The sequence below is a fragment of the Bacteriovorax sp. HI3 genome, assembly GCF_059738875.1.
The window spans coordinates 3414132-3433876 of sequence record NZ_AP026946.1 but is presented as its reverse complement, the minus strand read 5'-3'; the positions used below and the strand labels follow the sequence as shown (position 1 = coordinate 3433876).

Here is a 19745-nt window from a genome sequence, read left to right as displayed (position 1 = left end):
CAGTTAGTTTCTTAGGGCAGGTAATATTTTTATGACCCCTAAATCACAAAAACCCGGTGGGGCGGCCACCGGGTCTCTGCGGGTCAATGTTCTATTGATAATTTACGCTCAATAAAAGAACGTTATCACATCACTTCTTGATACGTCCGACGGACCGTTTTCCATCTCCATATCCAGGTACATTAAACATTTCTCAAGATATTCATTAGTTAAATTCACCAATCGTTTCTCACTTAGGGAGCGTTTAGCGATTGGGTAAACCATACTTTCTTCTTCTTTAATATGGGATTTAATTAACCCCGTTAACACTCTAATTTTTGCATCAATGTCATCTGACCAATAACGTTTGTAATCCATACTTTTAATTTCATCGACTATTTCAAACGCAATCTCATGTTCATCCTGTCCCTTTATCCCCAAAAGTCTCACTTCATGACTTGAAGCCTCTCTGAGGGCCGGATAGAAAGAATCTCCTTCCGCGTGTGCGTGCATTTGAAAAATGCAAAGAAAAAGCGATGTTAAAGCTTGCCTATCTTCAAGAGCGGTATCGTTGTCATTGAGCATATTAATATACTCTTTAAGGTACTTGTGATGATTTTCCATAATATGAATAACGTTTGTGTCGTCATCTTCATCGTTCAGAGATTGTCTTAGATGCTTAAGAGTCTCTAATGCATTGACCATGAAAAATCCTTTGTTTTAGCTGAACCCTGTCCTAAAGTTCTATTCACAATCGAATGTTGCAAATTTAAAACCAATGAAGGGTGACGAATTTTTCATGACTCCACGTTTTGTTTCGGGGAAAAAATGGACTCAATAGTGAACTCGAATGGGGAAAAAGTTGAATGCTTAGGAATATTCTGCTGTGGAACTGGAGAAAATCTATTAACATCTCTAGTTATGAAAACAATTGATCTGATTCGCCTTTTTACCCTCGCCGCCATTTGGGGAGGCTCATTTATTTTTTTGAGAATTCTTGCACCAGTCTTAGGCCCTTTTCTTACGACTAACTTAAGACTTTTTATTGGTGGATTAGTGCTGTGTCTTTATTTTGCAGCAAAAGGCTTTGACCTGGAATGGAAAAAAAATTGGAAGCATTATTTAATAATTGGGGTCATCAACTCGGCCATCCCTTTTACTTTGTTTGCTTATGGTGCACTTTATCTTCCTGCTTCTTATGAAGTGATTCTCAATTCTACTTCGCCCATGTTTGGCGTGATCTTTTCGTGGCTTTGGTTAAAAGACGAAATGACCTGGTCAAAAATAATTGGTCTTATTTTGGCGAGTGCGGGAGTCGCTCTGGTTGTTGACTTAGGAACAAATCAAATTAGTAACAATGCATTTCCTGCTATTGTTGCATGCTTAGTTGCGGCCAGTTGTTATGCTATTGCTGGCATTTATATAAAAAAATGTGCTTCCCATATTAAGCCACTTTCTTTTGCTGGTGGATGTCAGCTGTTTGCCGGACTTATTCTTATTCCGCTTTCGCTAAGTCAGCCACTTCCGGAGAGCGTGAGTTTAAGTATTGTTCTTAATGTTTTAGGCATTGCTCTTCTTTGTAGTGCTGTGGCCTATTTGCTTTATTATCAATTGATCGCTGATGTCGGACCGGCAAAGGCCTTAACTGTGACTTTTCTTATGCCGGTCTTTGGAATGATCTGGGGAGCACTTTTCCTAAGAGAATCCATCACCGTACATATGATCATGGGGACTGTCTTGATTCTGGCGGGGACCTGGTTTGTTATAAGGAAAGTGAGCAGTCGTTGAGCGTGGATTTTTTGCCAGCTCCTGATCTTTTTTCAAAGCGCGAATAAAAGCAGGTCTTTCACTTAGGCGATCAAGATAGCGCATAAAAGATTCTTTCTCTGGCATTACTGGAAAAATTTTAATCGCCCAATAAAGCATTATTCCTAGTTGCACATCGGCCGCTGTAAAATCGCTTCCTGTTGCGTAGGGATGATGAATGAGTTTTTGGTCTAAATACTCAATCATGTCATCAAAGAGACCGAACGAAAATTCATTTGATTTGTATTCCCATTGATGCGCTTGAGCTGCGATGACAGGATCGAGGACTGCATCACAATAAACTAACATTGAAAGATAAGGTCCACGTCTTAAATCTCCCACTTGAGGAGCAATATCGTTATCGGGAAAAGCATCGCATAAGTAAGTGGTGATGGCCGCTCGCTCGGTGATAATAATCCCATCGTGGATAATGGCCGGGACTTTTTTGTTCGGCTGAATAGTTCGGTAAGCCTCAGGTGCACCACCCGGGGCATTGATATTTATCAGCTCTAGTTCATAAGGAATTTCTAACTCTTCTAAAAGCCATAAAGTGCCGGTCGAACGCGAGTGAGGTGAGTGATAAAATTTTATCATGGTAGACTCCTTTTGCTATCTGTACTGCAAAGAAGCCTCCATAAGAAAAGTTAAAGTTTAGAATTTTGGAAGAGCGATAACGATTGATCCACTAATGATCAAGAGACATCCAAGTGCAGTTTGCCATGTTAGATTTTCTCCTAAAATGAGAGAAGAGAGAACAATGGCAAATGCAACACTAAGCTTGTCAACTGAAGCGACCTGCGCCACGTGCCCGAGTTGAAGAGCGCGGTAGTAGCATAACCAGGACAATCCTGTTGCGATACCAGAGAGAACTAAAAAGATAATAGTGCGTGAAGAAAATTTATCAACTCGCTGCCACTCTGAATTCATCGTGATGATAGAAGCAGAAACAAAAAGAATGACGATTGTACGAACAAAAGTGGCCATGTTGGAATTGACGTTTTCCACTCCCATCTTTCCAAAGAGGGCGGTTAAGCCAGCAAAAAAAGCTGAACCAAGAGCGAAAATCAACCACGGCTGAGACATTAGTTATCCTTTTCGATTTCTTCTTTAATAGAAGTGATAATAGGAGCGACTTGATCAGCGATTAAATTTTTAGCGATTGGACCAATCACCCCGCCATAACCTTGTCCTTTTTTCATTTTAGATTTTACAGTAGCAATTAAATGATCAGGTCCTTTTTCTTTCGTGCAAAAAATCATCTCCAGGTTTTCGATATTTTCAATAATCAAATCCCCCGAACCGTTGAAATCCAAAAAGGCCTTAAAACATTTTTGAGCAGGCTGAGAATCGACATATGAAATATCCAGCGTGCCCTTGTATAAAACAGTTTTTGAGATACCTAGGACTTCTTTTGTCGCCCAAAATTGAATTTGGTTTTTATTGATGACCTTATCCTTAATTTTCATTCCCACTGGTTTGTAGCGAACTAAAACAGGCTCAGGATTATTGATAATATCATTGATACGATCATAGATGCCTTCGGCCTTTGATTCAAATGTTGAAACAGGAAGATCAATGTAGTCTCCAGCAAAAACTTGAGTCGACAATAAAAAACAAAGGGCGATTAATTTCTTCATAGCTGGCCTGTAAAAAAAAAGAGCAGTCACGAGGACTGCTCCGATTGAAATGCTATTGTAAACCCCAGCGCCTTAAAATGGAATCTTTGGGATTGTAGCTGGCGAGCTTTTTCTCAAAAATATTTCTCAATCTTGCCAGAGATAATGAGTACCCCTCAATATCGAGCACGGTGCCATCCAGTGCATCTTGCCAGTGCTGCATAAGACCTGGGTACATGGGATCAAAGGCCTTAACCAGGTCTTCAATTTCGGCAAACTTAATAACGTATTTTGAATCGCGGTTAGGTGTGCTCCAGTCTTCGTAACCTTGTGTTCCTGGATTGCAATTGTGAGAGCGGCAAAATTCATATCCATCGCGGACGATTTTGACTCTCATATTAGTGTAATTCACCAGATCGATAATTCCTGTATCAATTAAACTAAATGGGTCGTAGTTGGGTTTTACTCGGCTGATAACAAACTGGATGAAAGAATAATATTTTCCCTGAAGGCCTTGATCAAACTGCTCTGTAGAGTAGCGAGGATCATTTTGTTTAGGTGTAAGTGTCCATGAGTTTCGTGAGACAACTGGCCAGCGAAAGGCGAGTATTTCTCGCGTCCCTCTTATCGGCCAGGCTTGATCCACAAATGCTTCTCTATAAAGAGGTCTGACTTCTCTTGGCGCTGTTGATGAATGTGTGAAGAGAGGAAGTTGTGAAGGGTCATCAAAGTAATTTTCTGTAATTGTTCTCATGTGACCTGAACCATTAGTTTGGCTGACAATAAATGTTCCCGCTTGCAAACCTTTTCTCGTGACTGCAACGGGAAAACCATCAGTGGCCATCACTGTTCTGGTGCTGGTCATGTCCATGACATAATTTAATGCTGCAAGAAATAATTGATCATCATACCAGTTGGCAGAAGTTGGAAGATTTTCCCACTGCTTTCTCATCGAAAAATGTCCAAACAAAGAACCGGTATCAGAAACCGTATTTGCCACAGGAAGAGAGTTGATGCGGGCAAAAATCCAGCGGTAACCAATGAGTGCATCTGCACAATCTGTGGGGATATTGTATTTCATATAGAAGTCGGAGGTTATTTCAGACTGTAGCCATTGAGCGTATCTTTCTTCCCAGTAATCGCTCCATTGATTAGTCGCTACCCACAGGTTGCTGTTCTTTTTGTCTGAAGCAGTTGTGTCAATGCTCCAGTCAGAAAGTTTTTTAATAGGGTGGTATTGTGGATAAGTCTGTTTGATAAAATTTTTAGCATCCAACATTGTACTAAATTCATTACTGGAGATTAAATCCTGGTAGTCTCCTTTTTCTTGGACATAGTGTTTAACAATGATTCCTTCGTCAGTGTCTAAACTCACAAAGTGCCTTATATCTCCTGAGGTTTTTACCCAAAGATCAGAGGCCAGCAGATTATGGGTAAAAAAGAGAAGTGAGAAGCAGAGTAAAAAGCTTCGAAAAGTTTTTTGCATATTATCCTCTTTTTTAAAATGAAATCTTTCAACTTATGTTGAAAACAAAATTCATTCTGCAAAAGAAGAACCACTTTAGGATTTCTTGATACCGATACCAAAGTAAGCAGTGGTCATCAGCTGTATTGGAGATTCTTTGTACGTCTCATGAAGATAGTTCATGATTTTAGTCGAGATCATATGCCACTCGTCAGCACTGTATTTACTTTGCAGTAAAGCAATCGGAGCACCACCTTCAGACATTAGTTTCCAAAACATTTTAGGCGAGATCGCTGGTAAATTCATTGCACATTCTTGAATCAGAACATTTTCAAAACCGGCCTCTTCCATTTCTGCTTTAAAGATTTCCGGGTTTTCTAATGAGCGAGAGTTTGCTCTTGGTGAAGGAGCATCGGGAAGTGCAGAATTAATTGCGGCCCCAGTTGTTTGCATTAACGTTGATTTTTCAAGAGGTGCCCAGCTTGAAACTATGGCGGCACTTCCAGGCCTTAGTACGCGGTGAAGTTCTTTAAAGCCCTTAATGCGATCGGGGAAGAACATAAGTCCAAAAAGAGAGAAAGCATGATCAAATTGGTTGTCATCAAAAGGCAGGTTTTGTCCATCGGCCTTGAGTGTCTCAACATTAAAGAGCTCTCTTTTTAACAAACGTTTTTTTAGTTCATTAAGCATGTCATGAGAGAAATCTAGTGCGTGAATTTCTTTAACCTGATTAGAGAGCATGCAAGTTAAAATACCACTTCCACAAGCAACATCCAGAACTCTTGAGGCAGGTGTAATGTTAGATATTTCAATCGCTTTTTTTGCAAAAGGCGACATAACCCAATCGGCCATCTCAGCATAACCTTCAGCAACTCTGCTCCAGGACTCCGCTTGGGATAGGGGATTAACTTGATTAGACATAGAAACCTCACGGAAATTTGTAGGCTTAACTATATAATGATTTTGCACGAAAGTACTATGAGTGTGAGATTTTTTTAGAACAGCTCCAACATTAAAGCTAAAAAAAGCGGCAACTTGTCCCACCTTTGACAATAGTTCTGATTACGGATAAAATATATCCATAATTAAAAAGGAGGACCCATGAAAGCTCGTCTTAACTATTTCCAACATAACCCGGATGCCTTTAACAAATTTGGTGAAGTAGAGGCCATGATTAAGAATTCAAGCCTTGATAAAAAGCTTATTCACCTGGTGAAATTAAGAGCTTCACAAATTAACAACTGTACTTTCTGTGTTGATATGCATGTGAAAGAAGCAAAAATTGACGGAGAGAGGGAACTGCGCCTTCATCACCTGGCAGCTTGGGAAGAGTCACCTCTTTTTGATGATAAAGAAAAAGCAGCTTTCGCTTGGACAGAAGCTGTGACAAAATTAAACCAGGCGCATGTAAGTGATGATCTTTATCAAAAGACGAGAGAATTTTTCTCAGAAAAAGAAATTGTTGATTTAACACTTGCTGTCGCCATGATTAACTTATGGAACAGATTTGGGGCCACATTCAGGTCAACACCTGGATCGTTAGATAAAATTTACGGTCTCGACAAAGCAGGACTATGATTTTAGGAAACCAAGTAGAATGGGCACTTCATTGCATGATGATCCTGGCGGGAATGCCAGAAGGCGTGCAGGTGCCTGCTAAATACCTCGCTGAATTTCACGGGGTGCCGAAAGAGTATTTATCAAAAGCTCTGCAATCGCTTGCGGCTGCAGGGCTGGTTCACACATCGCTTGGGCCTAAGGGCGGTTATTCACTGGCGAGAGCTGCCGATAAAATCAATATGCTTGAGGTCGTAGAGGCCGTTGAAGGAAGACAAAATACTTTCAATTGTCAGGAAATCAGGCGCAATAATCCGTGCGAGCCAAAATTAAAGAAAATGAAACTTCCGGTATGTTCTATTGCCGGGGCCATGTATGAAGCAGACAATGCTTGGCGAGATGTTTTAAGAAAAAAGAAACTCTCAGAACTGGCAAAAGAGATTCAAATCAGTGTCGATGAAAAAATTCTGGAAAAGTCTGCAGAGTGGTTTGCGGAAAAAATTTAAAGAGGTTCTATGTTACATGTTTTGCTTGTTTGGGTTTTCTCAGCCGTTGGCCTTTTAGTTACATCAAAATTAGTTAAAGGCTTTGATATCAAGGATTTTAAATCAGCGATGGTGGCCAGTGTGGTTATTGGCTTATTAAATGCCATACTAAAACCAATTCTTTTTATCCTTACTTTGCCAATCAATATTCTAACTCTAGGGCTATTCACTTTTGTGATTATTGCTATTGTTCTTCGAATGGCCGCAGGATTGATGTCGAGCTTTAAAATTGATGGCTGGGCAACGGCTATTATTGCGTCCGTCGTCCTAACCATCGTTCAGATTTTAATTGATTTAGTTATTTTTTAAGCTTTGCGTGCTCTTTCTAAAGCAAAGGGAAGAGCACCAATCGCGATCATGAGAAGTGCACTTGCACACACTCCAGTCCATCCGTAGAGTCCCCAGGAAATTGAACCAAGCCATGAGCCGAGAGCTCCACCTAGAAAGTATGAGAACATATAAGCAGTGTTTAATCTGCTGCGCGCTTCAGGGATTAAAGAGAAGACACGGCTTTGGTTAGAGACGTGGCTCCCTTGAAGTCCAATATCCATTAGAAGTACTCCAATGGCCAAAGCAATCAGTGAGTTTTGTCCCAGAGTCATATAAAGGATAAAAGAGAGGGCCATCAAAATAAAACCAATCATAATCGCAGAGCGTGGGCTCTTTTTATCTGAAAGTCTCCCGATGATAGGTGCTGTTAATGCACCAGCAGCTCCCAAGAGGCCAAAGAGTCCAACGGCCCTTGCACCAAGATGAAAAGCAGGTGACTCCATTAAGTAGATAAGTGTTGCCCAGAAAGCAGAGAAGGCACCAAAGAGCATTGAACCAAAAAGCATAGACTCACGAAGAACTGGTTGTTCTTTAACCAATGTCCAAACGGAATGAATAAGTTTAACGTAGCTTCCCTGGTAACTCGGCTGACTGGCAGGAAGAACAAGTCTTAAAATAACAGCAAGAACTACGAGCACACCAGCGGCCAGGCCGAACATAAATCTCCATCCGTATTCAGCACCAACAAAACCAGCAACTGTTCTGGCTAGAAGGATTCCCAGAAGTAGACCACTCATAACCATTCCTAAAACCCGACCACGCTTTTCAGCAGGAGCGAGATGAACAGCAAAAGGAATAATAAACTGCGGAGTCATTGTCGTTACGCCGATGAGAAAACTCATGATGGTTGCCGTTAAAAGATTTGGTGAAAGAGTCATACCAACTAATGTCAGCGCAGAAATGAGTGTTGAAACAAAAATAAGTTTTCTTTTTTCAATCTGATCTCCAAGAGGAATAAGAAAGAGCATTCCAACTGCATATCCAAGTTGAGTAAGAGTGGGGATGGCCCCCATTTGTCCTGGAGTGACATTAAATGTTTCCTGCATTTGATGCAGAAGAGGCTGGCAGTAATAGAGATTGGCCACGCATACACCAGTTGCAATGGTCATCAGCCATAAGACCAGGGGAGAGAGAGTTTCTTCTTGATTATTTTTCATATTAAAAGATCGCTTGTGAGTTTAAAGAATGGACTCATTATAACACTGATTGATTGTGAATGAAACAGCGCTATTCTCAGGGGAATTTATTTAAACTCAGGGATTATTATTTAAATATTTTGCGAAATGACTGCACGAGTTTAATTCTTCCTTCATATTTCTTTCAGAATGACATTTGTTAAAAGAGATTGCGTTCTCAAATTAAATTGCTGGTATGAGCTTTGCAATTTTTCACACAGGTATTCAATTCATCACTGAGAGGGAAAAATGTCTCATCAAAATGCAGTTAAAAGACAAAAAGGAAGACGAAATGTCCTTTCAGTTTGGGAGACAAAGAATGTTGTTAACTTTTTCTTAAGGATTCTCAGATGAATACGCAAAGCACACCTGACTTTCGTTTACTGTTTGAATCGAGTCCGGGATTGTTTCTTGTTTTTCTTCCCGATGCTCCTCGCTACACGATTGTTGCTGCCAGCGATGCCTACATGAAACAAAGCAAAGTTAAAAGAGAAGAGATTATCGGAAAAGGAGTTTTTGATGTATTCCCAGAAAACCCCAATGAAATGGAAGCCCATGGGAGAAAATTATTAGTAGAGTCTTTTGAAAAAGTCATGAAGATCAATAAACCGGATAAAATGGATATTCTTCGCTACGATATAAAGAATGACACTGATAAATTTGAAACACATTTCTGGCTGGTGATGAATTCACCTGTTTTAGATATGGAAGGTAAAGTTCTTTACATTATCAATCAGGTGGAAGATGTAACCAATCTTGTCGTAGAAAAACAAGGCGCTGAAATCGCCCTTAAAGAAAGCGAGAAACTTTTTAAATTGCTGGTAGAAAATTTACCAATAGGTGTTTGGCTAATTGATAAGCAAGGGCATATCTTTTCTGAAAATCCGGCAGCGATTAAAATTTGGGGTGGCGATAAGCAGATACCAATTCAAAATTATAATGAACTGCAGGGCTGGGTTTATGAAACGGGGAAAAAAATTGAATCCCATGAGTGGGCCTCTGTTCGTGCTCTGGAGAAAGGAGAGATTTGTCTTAACGAAGTTTTAAGAATTAAAAAATTTGATGGCACCTATGGAGTCATTTTGAATTCAGCTGCACCTATAAAAGATGAGCATGGGCAGATAATAGGAGCTCTTGTTCAAAATCAGGACATTGCTGAACAAAAGAAATATGAATCAGAGCAAAAGTTTCAGCTCAACGTCAGCCGAATCCTGGCAGAGTCACTAGAGCTCGACACTAATAAACTGGGAAAACTTCTCATTCCAAATTTTGCAGATTGTTGTGTTTTCTATACCACCAATCTGGAGGAGGATGTGCATCTTGAGTTTGTGGCCCATAAGGATTCAGACAAGGCCATTGTCCTTGAGGAATTCATCAGACGCTACCCGAGAAACTCCAAGTATTTTCAATCTATCAAAGAAGTACTAATAGAAGGAAAACCTATTGTGGTTTCTTACTTAACAGATGAGGAATTTGTTGAAGCTTTTCCCGATAGTAAAGATCGTTCTCTTTATTCAGCACTGGCGATTAAATCTTTTATTTCTGTTCCTGTTGTCGCCAGAGGCAAATCAATGGGAGCTGTCACTCTCTGTTTTAATGACTCTGGAAGACGCTTTGATGTTAATGCACTTCCTTTTTGTGAAGAGTTTGCTAATGCTTTGGCGCTAGCACTTGATAAAGCCCGCTTATATAAAGAAGCGCGGGATGCAATTGGGATTCGTGAGGATGTTCTGGCCATGGTGTCGCATGATTTGCAAAATCCTCTCTCCGTAATCATGATGAGTTTAAAGGCCATTCAGAAAATTGATCTTTATGATGAGAAATCGAAAGAGAAAATAAATAAGGCCACAATTCGTATAAAGCGCTCAAGTGAGTTAATGCAGGGACTGATTGCCCGCATTTTAGATTTTGCAAAAATCCAGGCCGGAACTTTTGCCATTGATTTTAAGGACCATGACCCAAAGACAATTTTGGAAGAGTTCATTGAATCAGCGAGACTTCTGGCGGAAGAAAAGAGTATTAAAATCATAAATGACATAGATGATGATCTTCCTCATATTTTATGTGATAAGGATCGCTTTCTTCAGGTTTTGTCTAATCTCATTGGAAATGCAATTAAATTTACGCAAAAAGGGGGCAGGATCATTGTCCATGCACGTCGACTCGATCATCAGGTTCTTTTCAGTATAGAAGATACAGGATTAGGAATGAGTGAAGATCAACTCCCACATATCTTCGATCGCTTCTGGCAAGTAGAGCATTCATCAAAGCATGGGGTAGGTCTTGGGCTTGCTATCGCGAAGGGAATTGTAGAGGCCCACAATGGAAAAATCTGGGTCGATAGCGAGAAGGGAGTTGGAACGAATTTTCATTTCCTCCTTCCCATCGGGGCAACGAAAAGCGATTTTATGCACTCATTTCACTAATTAAAATCATTTTTTAATCTAATCTGAAACATTCTCAAAAAATAGTTTGAGGACGAAACTCTCATTACTCAACAAAGGAGAATGAGATGAAAAGATTAGGTCTATTGGCCGTGTTAGCTATTATCAGTACAAATGCTTTTGCAGAAGGTCAGGTATTTTACCGTTACGGACTTTCTAACCTGAATACAAGCAGAGGGGGGCAAACTTTTACTGATACTGGTGGGGCCAATGGAAAGAATGATGATAAGAGCGGTCATGGACTAGGGGCCGGTCTAGATATTAAGTTAATGAACTGTCCACTTTTTGAGTCTAACTCACTTCTAGGAGAAATTTTTGTTGATTACAATAGATTCTCAAATAAGAAAGTTGCCAACGCCATTGACGTGGTCGTGGCCAGTGATTCAAGCAAAAAAGAAGTCAGCGTTTCAGAGCTCGCAGTTGTCGTTGCTCCAAAATACCGCTTCGATGGATTGGGAAAATTCAGACCGTGGATTATTCCAGCAGGACTTGCATTCATGGTCAATTCACCACCTTCAAACACAACCAACTATCTTGATATCGGATATCATGCAGGAGTGGGAGCGGAGTATATGATCGTGAAAGAACTTTCACTAGGTCTTGATTACCGCTACACAATGGGTTCTGGCGACCCACAATTAAAGGTGAAGTACTCAAGCTTCGGAGCAAATTTAGGAATTAACTTCTAGAGCTTTGAATGAGTAGCGGGCCCCACTCACGGGTCCGCTATTTATAACCTTTAATCATCGCCATCCAGGTTTTGCGTTTCCAGAAATAGGAATCAAGCGCAATGCCGATGAAATGAATAATCACCAGGACTTCAAGACCTGTAGAAATTGCACCGTGAATCTCTTCCAGAGTTTCATCACCCCAGAAGGCATCAAGCCCCAACATCCAACCGCTAATAGCGAGTCCAATCAGGCAAATCCAAATTAAAACGTAAACGACTGAGGCCAACGGGGTGTGGCCTTCGTAATCAACATGTGAACCGTTGAAGTGTGACGAAATATGAGTTTTAATATCCGACCACTTTAAAGGAAGAGCTGGAAAGAGGTTTTTCTTTTTGCTGATGAACCCAAGAAAAAATCTGATAATCACCAAGCCAAGAGCGATGTAACCTAAAATCCTGTGAGGAGGATCGCCCTCCTCCAGGATAAAGATATTTAGAACTACTGTAAGTGCAATAATCCAGTGAATAAGCCTTATGTAATAAGGCCAGACTATCTTTGGAGAAGAACTCATTAGTTGATTTCTTCTTTTACTTTAGAACCGTCAACTGGGCTGAAGTAGATTTCTACTTTTTTGCCTTCTTTGTTCCATCCGTAAATTTCGTAACAGTTTCCTTTTGTTACTTTGAAAACTTTGATTTTGTAACCATCAGCTACTAATTTTTCCTGGAATTTTTTTTCATCCTGCCATTTTGTTTTTGGCTCTTTTGTACAATCAGGTCCAGCAAAAGCAGAAACAGAAACGATCATAAGAAGTGAAGAGATTAAAAATTTCATATTAACTCCTAGTTGTTAAAGCAAAATTTTATCCAATAAAAAATCCTTGTTCAATTTTTTTGATTTATAAAACTTTGTCATAAACGACGCTTGTGACAAATGATTTAGGGAAAATGTGTTTATTGTCTAACATTAAATAAATGTAAGAATCAACGCATGCTGGCTTTAGTATGAGAAATCAATTACTGTGACAATTTTCTTTCTGTGACACTTTAATTGAAGATAATACCCTGCTGAGCTAACATTTTTTCCCTTATGGACGTAGTACTTTTCTCTGATATTTCACCACATCAAATCTGGATTCGTACTATTGGGGTGTATCGTCTTGCTTCTATTTGTAGAAAGGCAGGTCTTTCGACAAAGGTCCTTTATGGATTAACCGATTACCCACCAGAGATTCAAAGACAAATTTTAGAGCGTTATGTAACTAAAGATACGAAGCTTGTCGCACTTTCTACAACATTTATGGTGGCTCGAGCGCGTTATTCAGGAACAAGTTCCCTTCGAAATAAATATGCTCAAGAACTTTTAGATCTCATCAAAGAAAAAAAAGAGCAATTCCCTCACATCCCTTTCGTGGCCGGAGGAGGAAATAGCAACGATGAAATCTTCAGCTTCTTCGATCATGTTGCTCTTGGTTACGGTGATCAACTTATTACAAAATTTGCCACAGATATCCATTCTTTAAAGAAATTTAGACGCGTAGTAGACGGACGAAATATTTATATCTCAGACAATACCTTTAATAATGATTACTCCACTGAGTATCACGAGACGGATGTCATTCATCGCAATGAAACTATGACTATTGAAGTCTCGAGAGGCTGCAAGTTTAAATGTAAATTTTGCTCTTTTCCTTTAAATGGGAGAAAAGCGAATGAATATATAAAACCAGGAACTATTCTAGAAAAAGAATTTATCGATAACTATGAGCGTTTTGGAATTCAGAATTATATTCTGGCCGATGACACTTTTAATGAAGATGCAGAAAAACTGGAATACTTTTTAGGCATTGTAGAAAACCTTCCCTTTAAAATTCAATATACAGGTTATTTCAGATTGGACTTACTCGATAAGCAGCGCGCTTATTGGAAAAGACTTTTAGATAGTGGCTTAAGAGGTGCTTTTTTTGGAATCGAAACACTAAATGATAAATCTGCCCAGGTGATTGGCAAGGGATTTGGAAAGGAGAACACTCTTAAAACACTCTACGATCTAAGAGAGTGCTGGGGGGATGAAGTTAATACTGCTGCTGGTTTTATTGTTGGGCTTCCTTACGATACCAAAGAAGAATTTCAAAAGTGGGCCGATATTGTAAGGGCGCCAGGTTTTCCTGTTCACTGTAAAAGTTTTGAACCTCTAAGCATTAATAAAAAAAGCGACATCTCTCCATGGCAATCTGAGTTCCAAATGGATTCAGAGAAATGGGGTTATAAGCTTTTTGAAAAAAGAGAAGGGAAGTATTACTGGGAGAGCCCTGATTGGAATTACGCAGAAGCAGCAGTTGTTGCAGAAAAAACTGTCCGAGAAATTGCAGAACTTGGTGGACAGAATTTTGGTTCATTTAAAGTGCAAATGCTCATGGGGCTGGGGCTTTCTTATAAAGAAGCTTTTTCATTAATCCCTGGAGACAAGGCTTCAATCGAGCGCATCAACGAAGTTGTATCAAGAAGAATAAAAGCAAATCTTGAGAGAGAGCTGGCCTTACTTGAACATCCTGCTCAAGTAAAATCTTAAAAGAAAGATCACTCAATTTCCTAAAATTGATTAAAATAGATGTATCAATACAGAAATTTTTCAAAGGATTGAAACATGGAAATGGAAAGAAGAACGATTATTGAATTTTTAAGATCACAAGACCCAGATATGGATCCAGCAATTGCTGGTTGGTCACTTATGGACCTAATCGATCTAATGATCGATCACGTTTCAGAGCAAGAACTAGAGTACTCTGTTCTTTCTACTGCATACGCTTCAGGTGTTCACCCAAATCGTTTTGATGAATTCTATGATGCGGTAATGGGACAATACGAAACAATTCGTGACGGGGAAGAAATTCCTGTTCCAGTTCTAGACAGACTAGCTGCTCAATACAGATAATCTAAAATAAAAAGGCCCGGGAAACCGGGCTTTTTTTTATTTCTTAATCATTGTTCCACTGAAGCGCCAGATCTGTCGGCGATCCATAATAAACATTCACATCCATATCATACTTCGTTCCCGGAACATTGTATAAACATGAGCCAGTCGATGTACAATTGATCTCGCTAGAGAACTGCCACATAAAGTAGTTTGACCAGATTCCTGTCGGGAAGTCTGTCACACTTGATTTAAAGCGCGCGTACCAAAGTTTTGATCTTTGAAACAGTGGTTGGTTTTTTACTTTAGAGTTTAAAAGAGTTGTTGTTGCGTGGTTAGCATAAACAACTGGCACTCTTCCTGTTTTTTCGTAAACGTAGTTCATAAAGACAACAGCTTCATCAACACTCATAAAGTTACTTGCGCCTGTATCTTCCAGATCCAGAACCATTAGTGTGTTTGGTTCGTCTTGTACTAATGAAAGAAAGAAGTCAGCTTGAGCAATTGTGTTTCCTCTTGTTCCCAAGTGGTAGGCTCCCCATAAGTATCCGCGCTCAAGAGCAATTTTTTTACGGGCCTTATATTGAGAGTCGATTTTTAATCCCATACCAGAACGGTGAATAACCGCTGCGACTTTTTTGTCTGTTGCCATTTTATCCCAATCAATCGAATTGCCTTCATAGGCATCGATAATAATTGATGTATCAGCTTGCTTCCAAGGAGCACTAAAAGCAGCTCCGGTAGAAGGAGTTGTAGGAGTCGTAGGAGTTGTTGTTCCTCCACCAGAGGAACCTGAACTTCCAGAACCAGAACCCGGAACACTTGGTCTCTTTGCTCCGAATGCATGTGAGTTAGTAGAAAAAATATTTAAGGCAATAAACAATGCGAGATAGACATGCTTCATCGTGAAGCTCCTTTGTGTAGAGGTTAGTAAAAACCAAATTCGATTGATGTCATCGAATGCAAAGAAGGCGTGCCAACTTATGTAAGCTCTACGGCAAAAAATTCTATGAACTTTAAACAAAAGAAAAAAAGATCGGAGTTGATATGGTCTTCAAAATGAAACTGTATTGGAGAGTCGGGGACACGATGTCACTGTGTGATTTGGTAGGGAATTGCGAATGTGTTTAGAGGAGATGCAAGTCTATGATAGTCTTCAGTATTAGAATTGCTTGATAGGAATAGAATCTTTCTCTATGATTTCAGAGTGGATAATATTCAGACACTTTTAGGTGAATTAAAGAGACTCTCTAAGGAATGCAGACTGCATTCTAAAGGAGCACGCCCTGAATTGACCCTCATGAGAGTGGCCAATTCTCTTGAATCGCTAGTTGTCTCTTTAAATGATTCTCCCTCTGCAGATAGCCCTCTGACAGCGAGAGAAAAGGAAGTTCTTTTTCACGTTTCACAGGGCTACACCAATAGAGAAATTGCCTCTGCCTTCAATCTTTCTGAAAAAACGATCGAGTTTCATTTGAAGTCGATCTTCGCCAAGACCGAGGCTTCAACCAGGACAGAAGCCGTTAAGAATGCCATTAATAACAGATGGTTAACCCCATCCTAGGGGATTCCCGAGGTTCTTTAAATCCATTTTTTAGTTAAGCTGGTGTTACCTAAAACAGGAGAACACCATGGCAACGAAAACAAAAAAAGAACCGACCTCTGAAATGAAGTCCCTTCTAGGTCCACTATGGAGCGCTTTTAATTTAAAGAATGTTTGGGAGATTGTGGTCGATGCCTATAATGAAGTTTATTACATTGATAATGGTAAAATTGTCGTGCTCGATAAAATTTTTAAAAAGAGCTCCGAACTCGACCAGGTCGTAAGTAAACTTCTGGCCTTTCATTTAAAGAAGAAAAAATCAGATGAGCTTTCCTATTTTTTCAACCTTGATCAATTTACAAAAATTGCGATTGTTCTTCCTCCTCTGAGCGTTAAAGGGCCGAGCATTGTGATCACTAAGCTTCCTGTTCACAATTTAACACTTGATGATCTAATTACTTTTAAAGCTCTCGATACAGAAGGAAAAGACGTCATTGAAAAGATGCTCGCTTCAGGGAAAGGTTTTATCGTTGCCGGAAATATGGGCTCGGGAAAAACGACAATGTTAAATCTTCTGGTAAATGGAATCCCTCAGCCCAATAGAGTTGTGACATTGGAAAGAAGTCCGGATTTAATTATTAATCGTCCTCATGTCTGCCGTATTCAATCGCAGACACATAAAGCAGAAGAGATGATTGAGCTGGTTGGCATGGCCGAAAGAATGAGAGCTGATTATCTTGTGCTCTCAGATTGTGTTGGTCCTGAGTTTATGCCATTTATGGAAATTGTCAGAAGCAATTGCATTGGAGCGATGTTAACGACAGGTGAGAGTGTATTTGACACCATTAAGCGCCTTGAGACAAAGGCCGTGATTTCATCGGATGGAATGACGCTCGAAGAAGTTCGTTATGCCATCGCTCAGTCGTTTAAATACATCTTATTTCAAGAAAAGACCGCAGAAGGCAGAAGACAAGTTTCATCTATTAGTGAATTGAGTTATGAATCTGGTGAATTAAAAGTAAAAGCGATCTATAAAAGGTAAAAAAGAAAGCGGCCCATCTCTGGGCCGCTGTTAATTAGTTTCTAAGCAGTTCACATCTAAAGCTTGAAGCCAGTGGAGTTTCGGCCCCATTTAGATTTAAAGTTCCTTTTAGTTGAACAGAGTTGCTCTTTAGAAGAACTGTTCCAGTAAAAGATGAAGTCTCAGACTTTAAAGTGACAACACCTGTATCCACTTCAGTCGAATCAAAAGCTCCAGTTAAAAGATGTCCACCAAAGATAAGAGTCAGGTCAGTTGTTCTGCCCATCCCATCATCACTTCTATGTTCATATCTGTTAAGAAGAAGAGTTTCTTTTTCTTCGTAAATCATCGTGCTTGTTTTACAAATTGACCACTCGCTGTCGCGAGCAAAAGCTGAGCTTGAAAGAATGACTGCTAAACCTAGAACGATTGCTTTCATGTAAACCTCTTTGAATGTTTTGATCCGAGGAAGAATTAACAATTGTTTTGGGGTTTGTATATTGATATGAATAATTTTTATGGAGCGATTCAGTATGAAAAACATGTTTTTCCTGACACTTAGGTGCCATTTTTTAAGAAAAGTGACAAAGGCCTGCGCTTTACCTACGATCTATTGAAGGAAGAATGAATGGCCAATAAAAAAATTCTTATCTGCGATGATCATCCCATTATCCACGCAGGTATCAAATACACTTTAAAAGAGTTATTTCCCGAAGTGCAATTCGATATAGATTGTGCGACTTCTGGAAATGAAGCTCTTTTGAAAATTGAGGATTGTCCACCTGAGATCTTTTTTTTAGATTTAAGCCTTCCAGACATTTCTGGTCTTGAATTATTAAAAGTGCTCGAAAAAAAGAATCATCAATTTAAAGTTATTATTTTGACGGGTGAAACTAATCTCCCTGTGTTTCTTCAATTATCCAGGTATAAAATTTCTGCTATTTTATTAAAGTCTTATAATAATGATTCTTTTAGGAAAGCTTTTCTGCAGTTGGATACGAATGACGATACAATCTTTCTAGATGCAGAGCTGGAGCAGGGCCTGCAAAAAGAAATGAACAAAAAACAATTGTCGGCCAAAGAATTTGAAGTCCTAAATCTTTTGGTGAAAGGATATAGCAATAAAATCATCGCTCAAAAACTGGAGTGCTCACCAGAGACAGTAAAAACTCATCTAACGAGTATCTCAAGAAAAACCAGCATTGATAACCGGGATGATCTTGTGACTTGGTTTTATGAAGGAAAATAGAAAGAGACTTGTGTCCCTTGATTTTTTTGAGACTTCATTTCAATAGTGCCTCGGTGAATTTCTATCATCATTTTTACCAGGTAAAGTCCTATCCCATACCCTTGCCCAGAACTCTTAATTCTACTTGATTGAAAGAGGTTCTCTAGTACATTCTTTTCCAGACCAACACCATCGTCATTGATTTCAAAGAGTGTTCCCTTTGTCGTCTGATTCACTTTGATGAAGATGCATGGTTCTTTTTTTTGCGCGCAGGCCTTGTAAGCATTAGTTAAAAGATTGCGCAATATTGAGGCCAGCATTTCTTTGTCTGCCTTTAGATAAAGTGGTTCTGGATTGATTTCGTAGACGACTTTTTGTTTTATTTCAGGATAGACCGGAGAAAGTGAATCTATAATGAAGGGAAGAAGTTCCTTAAGATTGATAGATTCTTGCTGAATCGTAAAGTCATGGCTTCCCTGAGATTTTACCCATCTCATCACATTGCTGATTAATTCCGCTGAGGACAATGAGGTGTCGTTGATAACTTTAATAAGCTCTTGATTACCTTCGTCGCTATTGCGAAGTGTATTTGAAAGTCTTGCCAACTGATGAATATTTCCACTCAGGTCATGACCAACTAATGAGAGAAGTTTGTTCTGAAAATGAAACTTGTCACTAATCTTGGTCTCTTCCTTTGCTAATTCAAAGAAAAAACTTTTTTGTAAAAAGTAAAAAATAGCACACTCCGAAATAAGGAATGTTCCAGCTGAAATCATGGTGAAGCGAAAAGGGGGATTGAAAGCAACGCTATAGAGGTCGATTAAGTAACCACAAACCATTCCAAGGGATAAAATTAAGTAGTCTTTGAAGCGCTCTTTTTTTTGAAAAGCCGCTAAAAAAAGCAGAGCACAGGCCAGGACGATAAGTAGGTTGCTCCACAGGTAGTGAAGAAGAAAGAGTGGACCATTATCAAATTGAACGACTGCTAATCCATAGATAGAAGTCGAAAGATGATTTGTGACTAGCAAGTCTTTGGGGATTAAATCCAAGCTAGAAAGAATTGTTATCACTGCAGGAGTGAAGAGAGCGAAGGTAATAGGCTTCTTGTGCAAAAAATTTAATCTATTGGTGATAGATGAAATAAAGAGAAGGCTTGAGGGGCACAAGAGAGCGTATCCAATATAACGAAGCCTGGAAAAAAGTACTTTATGTGCAAGCTCCGAACTAGAGTAAATGTTTAAAGTAAAAAAAGAGACGATTGAAAACGAAATTAAAAGAATGAAAAGATATTGAATCGCTTTTAGTTTTTTATAATTCCATGCTTTGGCCATTAAGAGGACTGAAACAATGAAGATCGTAATATTGAGAGAGGTTAAAAACCAACTGATATAGTCACCCTTCGTGGTTGTATTTGTATCCCCGGTTTTGGGGGATGTTTGAAAAATTTATTTT

Annotated in this window: 23 protein-coding genes; 11 read left to right on the top strand and 12 right to left on the bottom strand. The window is 39.4% G+C overall.

Annotated features, from left to right (window positions below; all coding sequences use genetic code 11):
• Positions 1-108 precede the first annotated feature (108 nt).
• Positions 109-684 (bottom strand): hemerythrin domain-containing protein, encoded by a 576-nt coding sequence (locus AC6JA8_RS17040; RefSeq protein WP_497974875.1) that lies wholly within the window; start codon positions 682-684, stop codon positions 109-111.
• Between the two features lie 216 nt (positions 685-900).
• Between AC6JA8_RS17040 and AC6JA8_RS17035 the strand changes: the two genes are divergently transcribed.
• Positions 901-1767 (top strand): DMT family transporter, encoded by an 867-nt coding sequence (locus AC6JA8_RS17035; RefSeq protein ID WP_497974874.1) that lies wholly within the window; start codon positions 901-903, stop codon positions 1765-1767.
• Here the strand turns inward: AC6JA8_RS17035 and AC6JA8_RS17030 are convergent.
• The 5 genes from AC6JA8_RS17030 to AC6JA8_RS17010 form a co-directional block, all read right to left on the bottom strand.
• The gene (locus tag AC6JA8_RS17030) at positions 1675-2379 is read right to left on the bottom strand and encodes a glutathione S-transferase family protein (protein ID WP_497974873.1); all 705 of its coding nucleotides are present in this window, start codon (positions 2377-2379) and stop codon (positions 1675-1677) included. The two genes, AC6JA8_RS17035 and AC6JA8_RS17030, sit on opposite strands and share 93 nt — an antisense overlap.
• A gap of 57 nt (positions 2380-2436) precedes the next feature.
• The gene (locus tag AC6JA8_RS17025; RefSeq protein ID WP_497974872.1) at positions 2437-2868 is read right to left on the bottom strand and encodes an EamA family transporter; all 432 of its coding nucleotides are present in this window, start codon (positions 2866-2868) and stop codon (positions 2437-2439) included.
• On the bottom strand, positions 2868-3422 hold the full coding sequence (locus AC6JA8_RS17020) for a hypothetical protein (RefSeq protein ID WP_497974871.1): 555 nt from the start codon (positions 3420-3422) through the stop codon (positions 2868-2870). Before AC6JA8_RS17020 ends, AC6JA8_RS17025 begins: the two co-directional genes overlap by 1 nt.
• A 52-nt stretch (positions 3423-3474) precedes the next feature.
• Positions 3475-4887 carry a hypothetical protein gene (locus AC6JA8_RS17015; RefSeq protein ID WP_497974870.1) on the bottom strand — a complete coding sequence of 471 codons (1413 nt, stop codon included), beginning with the start codon at positions 4885-4887 and terminating at the stop codon, positions 3475-3477.
• A 75-nt stretch (positions 4888-4962) separates the two neighbouring features.
• The gene (locus AC6JA8_RS17010; protein ID WP_497974869.1) at positions 4963-5787 is read right to left on the bottom strand and encodes a class I SAM-dependent methyltransferase; all 825 of its coding nucleotides are present in this window, start codon (positions 5785-5787) and stop codon (positions 4963-4965) included.
• A gap of 180 nt (positions 5788-5967) precedes the next feature.
• Between AC6JA8_RS17010 and AC6JA8_RS17005 the strand changes: the two genes are divergently transcribed.
• From AC6JA8_RS17005 to AC6JA8_RS16995, 3 genes are read left to right on the top strand one after another with little or no spacing between them, the layout of a single operon-like run.
• Positions 5968-6444, top strand: a complete 477-nt coding sequence (locus tag AC6JA8_RS17005; RefSeq protein WP_497974868.1) for a carboxymuconolactone decarboxylase family protein — start codon at positions 5968-5970, stop codon at positions 6442-6444.
• On the top strand, positions 6441-6929 hold the full coding sequence (locus tag AC6JA8_RS17000; protein ID WP_497974867.1) for an RrF2 family transcriptional regulator: 489 nt from the start codon (positions 6441-6443) through the stop codon (positions 6927-6929). Before AC6JA8_RS17005 ends, AC6JA8_RS17000 begins: the two co-directional genes overlap by 4 nt.
• Positions 6930-6938: 9 nt before the next feature.
• Positions 6939-7277, top strand: a complete 339-nt coding sequence (locus AC6JA8_RS16995) for a phage holin family protein (protein WP_497974866.1) — start codon at positions 6939-6941, stop codon at positions 7275-7277.
• Here AC6JA8_RS16995 and AC6JA8_RS16990 read toward each other — a convergent pair.
• Entirely contained in the window at positions 7274-8455 is a 1182-nt protein-coding gene (locus AC6JA8_RS16990; protein ID WP_497974865.1) for an MFS transporter, read from the bottom strand. The genes AC6JA8_RS16995 and AC6JA8_RS16990 overlap by 4 nt on opposite strands.
• A 368-nt stretch (positions 8456-8823) precedes the next feature.
• On the opposite strand from AC6JA8_RS16990, the gene AC6JA8_RS16985 reads away from it, so the two are divergent.
• Entirely contained in the window at positions 8824-10899 is a 2076-nt protein-coding gene (locus AC6JA8_RS16985) for a sensor histidine kinase (protein WP_497974864.1), read from the top strand.
• An 86-nt stretch (positions 10900-10985) separates the two neighbouring features.
• Entirely contained in the window at positions 10986-11606 is a 621-nt protein-coding gene (locus AC6JA8_RS16980; RefSeq protein WP_497974863.1) for an outer membrane beta-barrel protein, read from the top strand.
• 37 nt (positions 11607-11643) lie between these two features.
• On the opposite strand, the gene AC6JA8_RS16975 is transcribed toward AC6JA8_RS16980, so the two are convergent.
• Both AC6JA8_RS16975 and AC6JA8_RS16970 read right to left on the bottom strand, forming a co-directional pair.
• Positions 11644-12159: a cytochrome b/b6 domain-containing protein gene (locus AC6JA8_RS16975; RefSeq protein WP_497974862.1), complete on the bottom strand. Its 516-nt coding sequence runs from the start codon at positions 12157-12159 to the stop codon at positions 11644-11646.
• A complete protein-coding gene (locus AC6JA8_RS16970; protein ID WP_497974861.1) occupies positions 12159-12422 on the bottom strand; it encodes a PepSY domain-containing protein in 264 nt (87 codons plus the stop codon). Before AC6JA8_RS16970 ends, AC6JA8_RS16975 begins: the two co-directional genes overlap by 1 nt.
• Before the next feature lie 255 nt (positions 12423-12677).
• Here AC6JA8_RS16970 and AC6JA8_RS16965 point away from each other — a divergent pair, with 255 nt between their 5' ends.
• Positions 12678-14159, top strand: coding sequence for a B12-binding domain-containing radical SAM protein (locus tag AC6JA8_RS16965; RefSeq protein ID WP_497974860.1), 1482 nt, complete (start codon positions 12678-12680; stop codon positions 14157-14159).
• A 75-nt stretch (positions 14160-14234) separates the two neighbouring features.
• Positions 14235-14522: a hypothetical protein gene (locus tag AC6JA8_RS16960; RefSeq protein ID WP_491638114.1), complete on the top strand. Its 288-nt coding sequence runs from the start codon at positions 14235-14237 to the stop codon at positions 14520-14522.
• Between the two features lie 43 nt (positions 14523-14565).
• Here the strand turns inward: AC6JA8_RS16960 and AC6JA8_RS16955 are convergent, their stop codons facing one another.
• Positions 14566-15405 (bottom strand): glycoside hydrolase family 25 protein, encoded by an 840-nt coding sequence (locus tag AC6JA8_RS16955; RefSeq protein WP_497974859.1) that lies wholly within the window; start codon positions 15403-15405, stop codon positions 14566-14568.
• 303 nt (positions 15406-15708) lie between these two features.
• Between AC6JA8_RS16955 and AC6JA8_RS16950 the strand changes: the two genes are divergently transcribed.
• Complete coding sequence (locus AC6JA8_RS16950) at positions 15709-16065, top strand: response regulator transcription factor (RefSeq protein ID WP_497974858.1); 357 nt, start codon at positions 15709-15711, stop codon at positions 16063-16065.
• 67 nt (positions 16066-16132) lie between these two features.
• On the top strand, positions 16133-17086 hold the full coding sequence (locus AC6JA8_RS16945; protein ID WP_497974857.1) for an ATPase, T2SS/T4P/T4SS family: 954 nt from the start codon (positions 16133-16135) through the stop codon (positions 17084-17086).
• A 34-nt stretch (positions 17087-17120) separates the two neighbouring features.
• Here AC6JA8_RS16945 and AC6JA8_RS16940 read toward each other — a convergent pair whose 3' ends face one another.
• On the bottom strand, positions 17121-17504 hold the full coding sequence (locus tag AC6JA8_RS16940; RefSeq protein WP_497974856.1) for a hypothetical protein: 384 nt from the start codon (positions 17502-17504) through the stop codon (positions 17121-17123).
• A 189-nt stretch (positions 17505-17693) separates the two neighbouring features.
• On the opposite strand from AC6JA8_RS16940, the gene AC6JA8_RS16935 reads away from it, so the two are divergent.
• Positions 17694-18314, top strand: coding sequence for a response regulator (locus AC6JA8_RS16935; protein ID WP_497974855.1), 621 nt, complete (start codon positions 17694-17696; stop codon positions 18312-18314).
• On the opposite strand, the gene AC6JA8_RS16930 is transcribed toward AC6JA8_RS16935, so the two are convergent.
• Positions 18299-19642 (bottom strand): ATP-binding protein, encoded by a 1344-nt coding sequence (locus AC6JA8_RS16930; RefSeq protein ID WP_497976889.1) that lies wholly within the window; start codon positions 19640-19642, stop codon positions 18299-18301. The genes AC6JA8_RS16935 and AC6JA8_RS16930 overlap by 16 nt on opposite strands.
• Positions 19643-19745: the final 103 nt, after the last annotated feature.

What these genes read in the sequence shown, in the direction of transcription:
- AC6JA8_RS16960 (WP_491638114.1), top strand. Translation starts at nt 14,235, where the DNA reads ATGGAAATGGAAAGAAGAACGATTATTGAATTTTTAAGATCACAAGAC.
- AC6JA8_RS16965 (WP_497974860.1), top strand. Translation starts at nt 12,678, where the DNA reads ATGGACGTAGTACTTTTCTCTGATATTTCACCACATCAAATCTGGATT.
- AC6JA8_RS17010 (WP_497974869.1), bottom strand. Translation starts at nt 5,787, where the DNA reads ATGTCTAATCAAGTTAATCCCCTATCCCAAGCGGAGTCCTGGAGCAGA.
- AC6JA8_RS16935 (WP_497974855.1), top strand. Translation starts at nt 17,694, where the DNA reads ATGGCCAATAAAAAAATTCTTATCTGCGATGATCATCCCATTATCCAC.
- AC6JA8_RS17015 (WP_497974870.1), bottom strand. Translation starts at nt 4,887, where the DNA reads ATGCAAAAAACTTTTCGAAGCTTTTTACTCTGCTTCTCACTTCTCTTT.
- AC6JA8_RS17040 (WP_497974875.1), bottom strand. Translation starts at nt 684, where the DNA reads ATGGTCAATGCATTAGAGACTCTTAAGCATCTAAGACAATCTCTGAAC.
- AC6JA8_RS16990 (WP_497974865.1), bottom strand. Translation starts at nt 8,455, where the DNA reads ATGAAAAATAATCAAGAAGAAACTCTCTCTCCCCTGGTCTTATGGCTG.
- AC6JA8_RS16985 (WP_497974864.1), top strand. Translation starts at nt 8,824, where the DNA reads ATGAATACGCAAAGCACACCTGACTTTCGTTTACTGTTTGAATCGAGT.
- AC6JA8_RS17005 (WP_497974868.1), top strand. Translation starts at nt 5,968, where the DNA reads ATGAAAGCTCGTCTTAACTATTTCCAACATAACCCGGATGCCTTTAAC.
- AC6JA8_RS17000 (WP_497974867.1), top strand. Translation starts at nt 6,441, where the DNA reads ATGATTTTAGGAAACCAAGTAGAATGGGCACTTCATTGCATGATGATC.
- AC6JA8_RS16995 (WP_497974866.1), top strand. Translation starts at nt 6,939, where the DNA reads ATGTTACATGTTTTGCTTGTTTGGGTTTTCTCAGCCGTTGGCCTTTTA.
- AC6JA8_RS17020 (WP_497974871.1), bottom strand. Translation starts at nt 3,422, where the DNA reads ATGAAGAAATTAATCGCCCTTTGTTTTTTATTGTCGACTCAAGTTTTT.
- AC6JA8_RS16945 (WP_497974857.1), top strand. Translation starts at nt 16,133, where the DNA reads ATGGCAACGAAAACAAAAAAAGAACCGACCTCTGAAATGAAGTCCCTT.
- AC6JA8_RS16975 (WP_497974862.1), bottom strand. Translation starts at nt 12,159, where the DNA reads ATGAGTTCTTCTCCAAAGATAGTCTGGCCTTATTACATAAGGCTTATT.
- AC6JA8_RS17030 (WP_497974873.1), bottom strand. Translation starts at nt 2,379, where the DNA reads ATGATAAAATTTTATCACTCACCTCACTCGCGTTCGACCGGCACTTTA.
- AC6JA8_RS16940 (WP_497974856.1), bottom strand. Translation starts at nt 17,504, where the DNA reads ATGAAAGCAATCGTTCTAGGTTTAGCAGTCATTCTTTCAAGCTCAGCT.
- AC6JA8_RS16955 (WP_497974859.1), bottom strand. Translation starts at nt 15,405, where the DNA reads ATGAAGCATGTCTATCTCGCATTGTTTATTGCCTTAAATATTTTTTCT.
- AC6JA8_RS17025 (WP_497974872.1), bottom strand. Translation starts at nt 2,868, where the DNA reads ATGTCTCAGCCGTGGTTGATTTTCGCTCTTGGTTCAGCTTTTTTTGCT.
- AC6JA8_RS17035 (WP_497974874.1), top strand. Translation starts at nt 901, where the DNA reads ATGAAAACAATTGATCTGATTCGCCTTTTTACCCTCGCCGCCATTTGG.
- AC6JA8_RS16980 (WP_497974863.1), top strand. Translation starts at nt 10,986, where the DNA reads ATGAAAAGATTAGGTCTATTGGCCGTGTTAGCTATTATCAGTACAAAT.
- AC6JA8_RS16970 (WP_497974861.1), bottom strand. Translation starts at nt 12,422, where the DNA reads ATGAAATTTTTAATCTCTTCACTTCTTATGATCGTTTCTGTTTCTGCT.